This is a genomic window from bacterium (genome assembly GCA_036382775.1).
Taxonomy (GTDB): Bacteria; Hydrothermota; Tepidihabitantia; order SM23-42; family JAOAFX01; genus DASVHD01.
Map to the genome: position 1 here is coordinate 72632 of DASVHD010000021.1, position 12599 is coordinate 85230.

At 53.8% G+C, this 12599-nt stretch carries 8 protein-coding genes; all 8 read left to right on the plus strand.

The features are described from left to right. The first annotated feature begins 1 nt into the window (after position 1). The 8 genes from VF399_03695 (at position 2) to VF399_03730 (ending at position 12467) form a co-directional block, all read left to right on the plus strand. A complete protein-coding gene (locus VF399_03695; GenBank protein HEX7319445.1) occupies positions 2-475 on the plus strand; it encodes a biopolymer transporter ExbD in 474 nt (157 codons plus the stop codon). Positions 476-483: 8 nt separating this feature from the next. Then, positions 484-900, plus strand: coding sequence for a biopolymer transporter ExbD (locus VF399_03700; GenBank protein ID HEX7319446.1), 417 nt, complete (start codon positions 484-486; stop codon positions 898-900). 10 nt (positions 901-910) lie between these two features. Continuing rightward, on the plus strand, positions 911-1528 hold the full coding sequence (locus tag VF399_03705; protein ID HEX7319447.1) for an energy transducer TonB: 618 nt from the start codon (positions 911-913) through the stop codon (positions 1526-1528). A gap of 289 nt (positions 1529-1817) precedes the next feature. Next, positions 1818-2903 (plus strand): hypothetical protein, encoded by a 1086-nt coding sequence (locus VF399_03710; GenBank protein ID HEX7319448.1) that lies wholly within the window; start codon positions 1818-1820, stop codon positions 2901-2903. Positions 2904-2913: 10 nt separating this feature from the next. Continuing rightward, on the plus strand, positions 2914-5682 hold the full coding sequence (locus VF399_03715) for a TonB-dependent receptor (GenBank protein ID HEX7319449.1): 2769 nt from the start codon (positions 2914-2916) through the stop codon (positions 5680-5682). A gap of 15 nt (positions 5683-5697) precedes the next feature. Next, positions 5698-8610 (plus strand): hypothetical protein, encoded by a 2913-nt coding sequence (locus VF399_03720; protein ID HEX7319450.1) that lies wholly within the window; start codon positions 5698-5700, stop codon positions 8608-8610. 10 nt (positions 8611-8620) lie between these two features. Then, the gene (locus VF399_03725; protein HEX7319451.1) at positions 8621-9742 is read left to right on the plus strand and encodes a PorV/PorQ family protein; all 1122 of its coding nucleotides are present in this window, start codon (positions 8621-8623) and stop codon (positions 9740-9742) included. A gap of 61 nt (positions 9743-9803) precedes the next feature. Then, positions 9804-12467, plus strand: coding sequence for a hypothetical protein (locus VF399_03730; GenBank protein ID HEX7319452.1), 2664 nt, complete (start codon positions 9804-9806; stop codon positions 12465-12467). Positions 12468-12599: the final 132 nt, after the last annotated feature.

The window sequence follows — 12599 nt, forward strand, 5'->3', positions numbered from 1 at the left end:
CATGATCATTAAAGCGCGGTCAAGAAAGATCGCCAGCATACCCACCGCTTCCATGGGGGACATTGCTTTTTTGATCATTATTTTTTTCATGACTTCCACGGTCTTTACGCGCGACAAAGGTTTGAAAATGCTGCTGCCAGAAAAAACCGAAAAGATCGATATCGTCAAGATAAAACCCGAGAATATCGTCACGATCATGATCAATCCCGAGGGCGCGCTAAAGGTCAAAGCCACGGGGCTCGGCGACGGGCTTGACCTCTCGGTACAGCAATATAACGAAGTCCGAAAAGTTATTCAGCAAAAGCTTCTGGAGCGCGATACCTTGCTCGTCGTATCATTGCGGGCGAGCAAGGACAGCCAGTACAAGAACATGATCGCGGTCTTAGACCAGATCAAGATGTCGCGTGTAACGGCCGCGGATGGCCGGGAATTGCGGGCGAACAAGATCAGCCTTATCCCGACCACCGAGGAGTGACGCCAAACATGCGCAAAAGCTTAGTTAGAAGACCGGCGCAGACACCTGACATTCCCACGGCATCGACCGCGGACGTGGCTTTCCTGCTGATCTTATTTTTCATGGTGACCACGGTGTTCCGGGCTACCTCGCTGCATTTAAAGATCAGTTTGCCCAAAGCCCAGGCGACCGAGCGGATATTGATCAGGCGAAATCTCGCCAACCTCTGGTTGGAAGCCGGCGGCAAGGTCTATATCGATGATGCGGTCGTGCCCATGGAATTGTTGAACGCGAAGATGGCGGCGAAGATCGCCGAGAATCCGGAACTGGTGACCATCCTGAAGATCGACGAGGGAACGAATTACGGGATCGTCGATCAGATGCTTGATCAGCTCAAAGAAGCCAGGGCGTTCAAGATCACTTTTGCCACGGAGTTCAGGACGTGACCGGGAGTTTATGAACGATCATAAAAAGCAATATGGAATTGCGATCCGCCTGGCCATGCTGGCCAGTACGATCATCACGATCATGCTTTTTTTATGCGTTCCTTACGCAGAACCAGAGCCGTATAAACTGAAAAAAGAGATCATTACCATGGTCGAGGAGTACACGGCGGAAATCAACAAATACAAGGCCGAACCGCCGCCGGCAGAACGGCCCAAGGTGGCGGTCGTCGTCGCGCCGGGCGAGGCTGCAGATAAAGAGGTGGAAACGATCGCGGCGACCGACTTCAACGAAGACCTGATCAGGACCGCGCCTTCGGGCCCGGATATCGAGGTCGTTTCGTACTACAAGGTTGAGGTAAAACCTCAGCCTCTCAATGCGCCGATCCCGGAATACCCGGATCTGGCCCGCAAGGCGGGCATCGAGGGCAAGGCAGTCGTGAAAATGCTGATCGATATCGACGGCAGTGTCATTGATGTCCAGATCCTGAAATCAAGCGGCAACCAGATGCTGGACGAAGCGGCATTGACCACGGCTCGGAAGTCGAAATTCACGCCGGCAAAACAGCGGGATAAACTGGTGCGCGTTTGGGTGTCCAAACTGTTCGAATTCAAACTTGAGATGCAATAATGCCCGGCAAATGACGGATCTGGGCAACCGGCCAGTTAGAGCGATTCAAGGTATTGACAATTCGATGATTTTGTATATATTATTATATATATTATGTTCATAATAGAAGGGGGTGATTGATAATATTGACTGAATGGTTAGTGATTTCGCGGAGATGGATAATAAATGCTAACCCGGTTGAAAATCTAAAAATAAGGTTTGGCAGGGATCGTGACCCATCGATCTTTGCTGATGATAGCATTTTTGTTGTACGAAGCACAATAGGCAAAGAATCAGAAAAGGAGGCATAATGAAGAGGAATCTTTTGATTCTTCTGGTAATCACCGCACTGATGATGATTACCTGCGGTAATGAACCACCGCCTGACTTCTACGAAGGTACGCCTGAAGACAGCGCGGCAATCCTTACCGAACTCAACGCGCATGCAGACTTCTTGAATACGCACGATCTCTGCACTGCAATCAAATGTTCTGTCACCATGGCAGCGGTGTCCTTTCCGATCGGCGATTCATTCTACAAGGCCGATTCGCCGCTGGTCAAGCAGCATATTACGATGCTCGGCGATACTGTTTCGGTGCTTACCCGGTTCCAGGATCTGTGGTTCGCGAAGGATACTACGTGCACAGTATACCTTTTCGATACCTTTACCATAATCTCGCAGTACGACTGGGACAAAAGGTATACCGGACACTACCTGCTAACTATTGACACGTTGGTCGACACAACCCAGGTACCGTGGGATACCCTCTATGATACGGTGGGCGTTGTGCTTACGACGGTCGACATTGATTCAGCCGGTGGACCCGACGAGAACACGCCAATATACGCTGAGGGCTTGAGACACTTGTTCCTTGATCCGGTGCGGGAAATGGCCATTGAGGACGGGGATACGACCTATCCGCTTGCCGACCCCCGTGTGTGGGTGCTCAAGCGCATATCGTACGGGAATTACTACTTCCCCAGCGAGGGCGCTGATTATCCCCTCATCTACCAGGTCAGGCTTAGCCACGCCGATGGCAGGGTTGACACAATCCGTGACGTCGTGACCGACACCTTGTTCACCGGGCACGCCATGAACCGTTTGAAACACATCGATTCCTTGATGCAGTTCACGGCTGGAGAAACACTCGATGTCGCTATTTTGCTCGGCAGCATAACCGTGGACAGCACTGTTTCTCTCTTCTTCGTGAGCGGCAGCGGCTACCGGTCAAAGGTCGTCGACGGCCATGGAAAGTTCGTCGTTCCAGCCGCCAGTTCTTCAACGGGTATCATGAACCTCGTTTTTGAGGTCATTTTGAAGGACTCCTATTATTACTTGGTGCCAGCAAAGGACTATTTAGCGAACGCATGGCTGGTTCCAGTCATAGTTCAGTAGGAGGTGAACAATGAAAAAAATATTAACCTTGCTTTTTGCCGGGCTATTCCTGTTCGCGGCTGAATACGGAAAGATCACCGGTAAAGTAGCAGATAGCGAAACAGGCGATGCCCTGATCGGTGCCAACGTCATGGTCGAAGGTACGGAACTCGGTTCGGCCTCGGATGTCGCGGGCGAGTATGTGGTGTTGTATGTGCCCGCCGGTACATATGCCGTGGTCGCGTCATACCTCGGGTATGACCCGTACACCTTCACCAACGTGGTCGTGAATTCGGACCAGACAACGATCCTTAATTTCCGGCTCCGGCCCACGGTCATCCAGGTCGAAGGCGTGACATCGATCGCGGTACGCGAACCGATCGTCATTTCGGCGACCCAAACGGGCCGTTCGGTGACGTCTCAGGATATCAACCGCCTGCCGGTCACGACGATCAACCAGGTCATTTCGCTCCAGGCCGGTGTTGTTCAGAGTAACCTCGGTACCCATCTCCGGGGCGGTCGTGCCAACGAGATAACCTATTTTGTCGACGGTATCGTGACCAAGGTGCCGCAGACCGGTGGCCAGTCGGCGCAGATCAATCCCGGCGCCGTCGAGGAAGTCACCGTGGTCAGCGGCGGTTTTGACGCTGAATACGGCGATGCCCTTTCCGGCATCATCAACGTCGTAACCCGCGAAGGCGGCACCAAACCATCGGGTTCGGTCAGCTGGCTGACCGACGAAATGTTCGTGACCGACAATATGGACGGGCTCAATTTCGGCTACAACCTTTATGAGCTCTCTTTCGGCGGTCCGATCCCGCTATCCAACCGGTTCCGCTACTTCCTGTCCGGCGAACTGATGATGACGAAAGCATATGTTGACGCTTATTACAAAGTGCCTTCGCCGAGGATGGACTACAAAGGTAATGCGCGGTTTTCCTACCTCTTTCCCAATGCCAAGGGCAAAGTGACCCTATCCGGATTCAATTCCCGCGAGCAATGGGTGCAATGGGGCAATGCGGCCGGCAATGGCGTCAGTCTGAAGTACTTTGCCGCTGTGCCCATGGTGCGCCAGAAAAACTGGATCGGTTCATCCACGTTCAATTATATGATCACGGCGCAGACCCTGACATCGCTGAAGATCGGCATGACCCATTTTGACCAGGTTTTCGGCAACCGTGATTATGCCTATGAGGATACAACCGACCGTCAGTGGTTCCAGGATTTCCGGATAAAAGGCGAGCATCTGATCCAGTACCTTGATAATATAAGCGATAACCCGGATCTCTCGCCGCGCAACATCATTATCGATAGTCTCCAGAACTACCATGAGGAATTCACGGATCGTGATGTCCAGGCTTTACGCAATAATCCCTATGGCGTGGAAGCCCTCTTTTATACGTATGGCGACTACCGGGTCTGGCGTTACACGACGAACAATGATATCCAGGCGCGTTTTGACCTGACCCACTCTATCGGCAAGCTCCATGAATTCAAGACCGGTTTGGATTATACTCAGTACGACATGTTTTACGCCGACAATACCCTGCCCTGGGTAAACAACCCGTTCTGGGATTACTACAATCGCCAGCCTTTCAAACTCGCCGGGTTCCTGCAGGATAAAATGGATTTCGAGGGGTTGATCGCGCGGCTGGGTTTGAGGATCGACTACTTCGATCCTAAGGCAATGACCTACACGAACCCCGGTGATTTCCTTGATTCCAACACGACCCAGGCGACATCGAGCTATAAGATATCGCCGAGGGTCGGGTTCTCCCTGCCGGTCACGGAACGCATGAAATTCCGTTTCAACTACGGGCACTATTTCCAGTTGCCGGCGCTTGACGATATGTACGGCATAACCGATACTTCGGTCGTACGGGTCGCCCTGACCCGCGGCAACACGATCATCGGTAACATTCTCATTAAACCGCAGAAAACGGTACAGTACGAGTTCGGATTGGAGAACCAGTTCACCAACGACATCATCTTCGGGTTCACGACGTATTTCAAGGATATCTATGACCTCTCGCAAACCCGCGAGGTTCCTGCTTTGCCGACGCCATATTTCCAGATGTTCAACGTGGACTACGGGAACATCAAGGGCTTTGAGTTCCGGTTGGACAAATTGATGTCCAGCATGTGGAGCGTGGGCATAACTTATACCCTGCAGTTCGCAAAAGGAACCGCTGCGTATGCCGGCGAATGGTACGATGACCATTACTATTACCAGATCGAACCGCCGGTGATCGATTACTGGCTCGATTTCGATGAGCGGAACACTTTAAACGCTAACCTGGACCTGGATCTGCCCAAGGATTTCGCGTTTATCCCCCTGCAGAACGTGTCCAGTTCATTCGTGTTCTCGTATCACTCGGGTCAGCCCTACACGCCTAAGAACCTGAAGGGTGAGAAACTGGGCGATGATAACTCGGCGCGAAAACCAAGTTTCTGGAACGTGGATTTCAACGCGTCCAAAGGTATCGCGCTGGGGCCGGTCAATCTCCGCATCAATGCACTCATCCAGAACCTCTTCAATACGAAACAGGTCCTGGCTGTTTATGAAACTTCGGGTGATCCGGTCAATCATGGCGATCCTGAACCGCAGCTCGACGCGTTCACCGTGCTTACCCTCTCGAGCACCCGGTACTCGCCCCAGGGTGACTACAACCACGACGGCGTGATGTCGCGCGTAGAGGAAAAAGAAGCCTACATGGCTGCCCTCAAGGATTTCTATGACAACCCCCGCAACTACTACGGACCGTTCAAGGTGCAGTTGGGCGCAGGGATAAGTTTCTAAGACTTGGAGGTAACAATGAGAAAGTCGTTCACATTAATACTTATCGCCGCGGCCCTCGGTTTCAGCCGGACCGCGACACCGGTTAATCAAAGCCGCACGTTCCAGATCCTGGTACATAATATCAACCAGGTGGAAATGTGCGTGTCGAACTTCGGCAAGTTCGGGCAGGGTGTGAGTGGAAATGAGCCCGGTCTCTGGTGGCCGGTAGGCAGCGGTCAAAACTACGTCTACGGTGCCGGTTCCTGGTTTGGCACATTGAGCGGTGCGGATACGATGGTGACGATCGGCTACGGCCCGCACGGCGGTGAATCCGAATACGGTCCGGGCCTTGCCGGCTGGGTAACGAGCGATCCCCAGGCGATCATTTTCATGTATCCGAGCACCTGGAGCTCGATCGATTATACGCGGCTGCCCATGGCTCCCAGGGAAACAAAATCCCATCAGGATTCATGGTGTGCGTATAACGACCTTGATGCCACCTGGCACATGCCCGGCGACACCAAGCCGATCGGTCTCGAGGTCTACCAGACCGTTTATGCCTGGAACCTTTCGACGACTCAGGACATTATCTTCATAAAATACGAAACGAAGAACGTGAGCGGGGCAAAGCTCACAAATTGCTACTTCGGAGTGGCCTGCGACAACGATATCGGTAATGAATCCGGTCCTGCGGCCAATGACCGGATCTCGGGTATCGTGGGTCAGTGGTATGTGATCGACGGCGAATCCCTATGGGTCGATAACCTCGGCTACCAGTGGCAGGAAACGGCTGAAGCAGGATGGTCCTCATTCCCGGGCGCGATCGGTTTTGACTATTTGCAGAGCCCGTATGATCTGGTGGAAGGCGAGGACAAGGACAACGACGGCATTCCTGATCAGTATGAAATGGACAGCGCGTGGTACGCCACCAATCTTCCGTCAACGCAATGGGATGTTGACGGGGATGGGACTCCGGACTGGCGCGATCCTTCCCAGATACCCCAGATCGGCATGACCGCGTTCAAGCGGTTCACCCTGAACCTTGAGCCGAATAAAGACAATGAAAGATACGTGACCCTTGCCGGCTATAACTTCAAGACCATGGCATACGAGCCTTTCAATGACACGGTGCCGCCGGCGCCTGACGACCAGCGGTTCCTGCAGTGCAGCGGCCCGTTTGAGCTGGATACTAATGTCACGGCCACGGTAATGGTCGCGGTCATACTGGCCAATTGGTATGAGGGAACCATTGTAAGGCCTGACACGGCGCTGGTAAAGACCGACAATATGGCCCAGTTCATCTATGATATGAACTGGCTGCTGCCGGGACCTCCTCCGCCTCCCAACCTGACGTGCGTGCCCGGCGATAAAGCCGTTACTCTGGTGTGGGATAATCTATCAGAGATCACGCCCGATCCATATTACAAGGTGGTCCATTACGCGGACACCTCGTCGGCGGTCTATGATCCGTTCTATATGGAATACGATTTCCAGGGTTACAGCGTCTACAAGAGCAAGACCGCGCTGGCTGGTACCTGGGAAAAACTGGCGGGTTTTGATAAGTACGATGGGATCATCTGGACCTACTACACCGGCTCAGACACGCTCAAGGCGGTTGACAACGGGCTGGTGCATTCATATATGGACGAAGATGTACGCAACGGTTTCACGTACAACTACGCGGTTGCGGCTTTTGACTGGAACCTGGTGAAAGAAACGGATTCGACCGCGCGCGTGCTCATGTTCCAGAGCGGCTACGTGCCCGTGGTGGCGGTGCCGCGGCGTGAGCCGGCGAACTATATACCGGGCAGTTTCACGATCGAGTCTGAATCGGGCAATCCGGCGCTGGCAACCAACAACATCGCGGTGGCGATCACCTATCCTTTGAAGATGACGGCCGATCCGATGTATCTGGAGTTCGGCGGTTATCTGTACGATCCGATCAATACCGCGCCGTTCTACCGTTCCTTCCTGGTGGATAACGGCGGCAACTACGTGGATACTTTCATGACTTCAGTCGTGTTCGTCGACACGACGTTGACGATCACCGAAGCGCCGTACGAGTTCAAGGAATTCCACGGTCTGAGCGTGACATCGATCTTCAAACGGTATGACATCCCGACCAACGTTTCGATCTTCGACACGGTGATCATGACCGGCACTTATCCGGAATCACTGGTGGCGCCGAAAGTGATCGGGACGAACTGGGCGTACCGGGGTAACGATTACGAAGTGACCTGGATCAAGGCGCACGGCAGCGATTCGGTGAACAGCGTGACCGTGGTCGATCTGATGACCGGCGAGACGATCCCGTATAAGGCCGGAAGCACGGATACGCTGGCCGACGGCTGGTGTTTCAAGAGCAGCGTGGCTGCGACCAACAATACCGACACCTTGGTCTACGACCCGCCGGGCGGTTTGCCGACCGGCACGCGGAGTTTGTACGTCTGCGGCGGCGAGGTTAATTTAAAGAAAGGTCCGTACCTGGTACTGGGTGATCCGCGACCCGGTGACGGTGATTTGTGGACCGTGCGCGCGGATCCGGCCTATCTGCCGGCGCCGATCAACGGGCGGCTAAAGATCACGCCCACGCCGGCGTTTGTGCAGCTGGATTCGGCCCTGACGCTCAACGTGAAGGTCGTGCCGAATCCGTACATCATTGCCAACGAGTGGCAGCAGTCATTCCGGCTGCGCCGGCTGCGCTTCATCAACTTGCCGTCGACGTGCACGATCCGGGTCTTCAATCTCAACGGCGAGCTGGTCAAGACGCTGACGCATACCAATAATACGACATCCAGCAGTGGTTCCGAGCTTTCCAACTTCACCGGTGGTGACGAGTGGTGGGATCTCTTGAGCGAGAACCGCCAGCTTGTGGCGAGCGGCATCTATGTCTTCCACGTCCAATCCGATGTCGGTGAACAGATCGGCAAATTCGTAGTGATACGGTAAGGAGGCGACAATGAAGAGATTCTTAGGCTTGCTTCTAATCTGCACTTTGCCCCTGTTTGCTGATTTCGCAAAACTGGGGACATCTGGTGCGCAATTTTTGAAGATCGGTGTGGGACGCGGTACAGCTATGGGTGAAGCGTTCGTGGCCGTTGCCGACGACGTTTCTTCGGCTTACTGGAACCCATCCGGTCTTGGCACGCTGACGACCCGGGAGATCTGTCTTTACCATAACGAGTGGATCGCGGATATCAGGCACGATTACCTGGCCATGGCTTTGCCGTTGAGTAATTTCGGCACACTGGGAATAAGCCTGACCGCGTTGACCATGGGACAGATGGAGATCCTTTCGGTCGATGACCCGAACACGGAAACGGTCCGTGAAGATACCGGCACCGGCACTTTTTTTGGAGCATCTGATTTCGCTCTCGGGTTTTCGTTCGGCAGGATGTTCACGGACAAGTTGGCAGCCGGAATCACTTTGAAAGCGGTGGAAGAAATGGTATGGGATATGTCATCGGGCGGCCTGGCCGCCGACTTTGGCATTCACTACAATACCGGATTCAAAGGCCTGAAGATCGCCGCTTCGATGAGTAATTTCGGTGGCGATATCAGTTTCGGTGGAAGGCAACTGGAGACGACGACTAGACCTCCTAACTACCCTGATTCATTAGATCGCACATACGACCCGATACCGATAGAATACCGGACCACTCCCTATCCGCTCCCGCTGATTTTCCGGTTCGGACTGGCCTTTAATCCCATTGAAAACGAGGCTTCCCGGCTTACGATCGCCCTTGATTTGAACCATCCGAATGACAACTACGAGACGATCAATCTCGGGTTTGAATACGGCTACCTCAATACGATTTTCCTGCGGACCGGGTACAAGATGTACCTGAACATGGACTATATGAAAGCGATGACCGGCGGTGCGCCGATCATCGATACCACGGACAATTCGATCAGCGGTTATGATTGGGGTGATGAAACTGAATGGCTGTTGAATAATCTGACGGCGGGGGTTGGGTTCAATCTTAAAACCGGCGCGACCGGTATCAAGATCGATTACGCCTACGTGAACAAAGGTGTGTTGAAGGCAACCCACCGTCTGGGATTGACAGTCGGATTCTAACAAATGCGGTTATCCCTTGCTCCCTCTATCGGGGAGCAAGGGATAGCTGTCGGAGGTTTTAATGAAGAGAACATGTGTGTTTTTGTGCCTGGCGGCGTTAACCGCTGCTTTTGCCATAAATACCGATCTCATTCCTCAGGAAAAGATCGCATCGGTCGCGAACCGGCTGATCGGTCAAAAATTCGGCACCGACTTCCGTCTGAATGATGTCCTGCCTTATTACAGTGTTTTTGACGGATCACCCAACGCTTACGCGTATATCTACAAGAACAACGCGGGCGATCCGGTCACCATTGTGATGGGCGCGCGTTACACGTCGACGCCGGTGGGTGAAATAACACGCGGCATGCCGCGTGCCAAAACCAACCAGGATAAAGCGTTGAATGCGGCACGCCAGATCCTGACCGCGGAACCGGTTATGTCGAAGGCATATTATTGGGGACCCGGCGAGGAATATCTGGGTTTTCGATCCGGGGACCAGGAAGTACTGATCAACCTGTACACTTACCAGAAATTCAATGGGGATATAACGAAAGTCATTCCCAATCCCGAGCTGGAAAGACTGACCCGCGACAAGTGGGAAAAATATCTTTCGATCACCGACTATACCACGAGACAGGGCAATTACGTTGACTCAGTGCCATGGATCGACTGGGTTTACGGCTGTTCGCCGACCGCAGCGTCCATGATGTTCGGTTACTGGGACGCCCGCGGTTATGGCCGGCTCATCGATTACTATTTCACTCACTGGGATTATCCCGAAGGCGAATGGAACGATTGCGCGAACGTAAACCGGGAACTGGCGATAGCGATGTACACCGACACCATGACCGGCGGCACGTCCATCGGCAATATCCGGAACGGCATGATCAACGTGGCGAACTCGATCCACGGGCATTCATTCAGCGCTTCCACTTCGCCCCAGGGCCAATCGTACAATCAGTATGTCTTTTCCTGGATCAAGACCGAGATCGATGCCCAGCGCCCCTGCCACTGGAGTATTTTGTACTACTGGTATGGCGGTCAGTACATCAACCATTCGGTAACCGGTGTCGGTTATGATATAATCCTCCCTGATACGTTTGTCCAGATCCACACGACCTGGGATAACGGCGAACCGCTATGGCCGCTGTGGACGTACTACAGCGGTACTTATTCTTATGATTACGTGGTGACCTTAATCCCGGGCGGCGCGACCGCTAACAATATCTTCGTGACGCGTCCGGTGGGCGGTGATCTCTATGCCTTGCCCACGGTTTTCGGCGGCATAAAATACAATATCCTTTGGAATTACACGGGTACGACGATCGATCACTGCAAGATGTGGTATTCTCACGGTGAAAACGCTCATAGTTATGACTCGCTGAACTGGAACGTGATCACGAGCAACGCGGCCAACACGGGTAAATATACCTGGACCTGTCCGACGACGGTGTGTTCTTTGCGCGTGAATATGAGCGCGCTCAGCGCCGCCAATGCCCGGATTGCGGCTGACGGTATGGTCGGGCGATGCCTGGTTAAGAACCCGTCGCACTCGGCCGAAGTCACGCTGGCCGGGCACTATGATACCGGCGGCTGGGCATACGACGCGGCGCTCGCGGGCAGCTACGTTTATGTCGCCGACGGCGTATCCGGGCTGACGGTCATTGACGTCAGCGATTCCTCGCTGCCCGATTACTATTCGGGCTTGGCTCTTCCGGGGCTGAGCAACTGCATCGCGATCAGCGGACAATACGCGTATGTCGGTGACCGTGAAGATACGCTGCGCGTAGTGTCGATCGCCAATCCGCTGAATCCGGTCCAGGTCGGCAAGTGCAGCATCGCGGATGACGTGCGCGATGTCTATGTGTCGGGATCCTATGTCTATGTGGCGGCGCGCAACCAGGGACTGGTTATTGTCAACGTGACCACCCCGTCCAATCCGCAGATCGTCGGCACGCTTGATACCGACGGGATGGCATATGATGTATGTGTTGACGGCAACTACGCGTATGTTGCCGACGCGACCACGGGTGTCAAGGTCATTGATATCAGCAACCCCGCGAGCCCGGTTCTGACGGGTTACAACAATACCGCCGGTGTGGCTAACGGCGTATGCAAATCCGGCAGCCGCGTTTACGTCGCCGACGGCGCTACCGGGATCAAGGTTTTTGATGCTTCAAGCCCGGATACGCTGATATTGCTGGGTTCGCTCGATACGCCGGGGAGCGCGACCAGAGTGAGCTATTGGAACAATCTTCTGTTCGTGGCCGACGGCACCAATGGCGGCTTGAGGGTGATCAACGTGACCAGCCCGACCAGTCCGGTTGAGGCTGGATATATGCAGGGATATAGTGCGGGCGGCAACCTGGTGGTCGACGGGAATAAGGTATATCTGGCCGACGGTTCCATCGGATTAGTGGTTATTCTCCAGACGATCACCGGTGTCGAGGAACACAATGTCCAGCTACCGCCGCAGGCGGTCAGTATGAATATCGGCCCCAATCCGTTGAAACTGCGCCAGCCGGCAGTGATCAGCCTGGTCCTTAACCGGGCCAGCCAGAGCAGCATCCAGCTGCTCGATTGCTCGGGCCGGCACGTTGCGGATATCTTTAACGGCGTCCTGAACAGGGGTGAGAACCGCATTCACTGGCAGGGCGGCAACGATATCGCCGCGGGCGTGTACTTTGTTGAGCAGCACACGGGAAGTATCAGCACGATCCGGAAATTAGTGCTGGTGAAGTAATGAACTCTGCGGTCTCCGCGGATCTTTTTTCATTTCAGCGCTGTCCGCGGAAAGATCTTTCAATGAAAGGAGGTGGTACATAAGAAAAAACAGGGTGACAATAAAGGCAACAATGTTCAGTTGGATAACTGA

Bases quoted from the DNA above. Each gene is read 5' to 3' on its own strand.
- VF399_03710 (HEX7319448.1), top strand. From the start codon at position 1,818: ATGAAGAGGAATCTTTTGATTCTTCTGGTAATCACCGCACTGATGATG.
- VF399_03705 (HEX7319447.1), top strand. From the start codon at position 911: ATGAACGATCATAAAAAGCAATATGGAATTGCGATCCGCCTGGCCATG.
- VF399_03725 (HEX7319451.1), top strand. From the start codon at position 8,621: ATGAAGAGATTCTTAGGCTTGCTTCTAATCTGCACTTTGCCCCTGTTT.
- VF399_03695 (HEX7319445.1), top strand. From the start codon at position 2: ATGATCATTAAAGCGCGGTCAAGAAAGATCGCCAGCATACCCACCGCT.
- VF399_03730 (HEX7319452.1), top strand. From the start codon at position 9,804: ATGAAGAGAACATGTGTGTTTTTGTGCCTGGCGGCGTTAACCGCTGCT.
- VF399_03720 (HEX7319450.1), top strand. From the start codon at position 5,698: ATGAGAAAGTCGTTCACATTAATACTTATCGCCGCGGCCCTCGGTTTC.
- VF399_03715 (HEX7319449.1), top strand. From the start codon at position 2,914: ATGAAAAAAATATTAACCTTGCTTTTTGCCGGGCTATTCCTGTTCGCG.
- VF399_03700 (HEX7319446.1), top strand. From the start codon at position 484: ATGCGCAAAAGCTTAGTTAGAAGACCGGCGCAGACACCTGACATTCCC.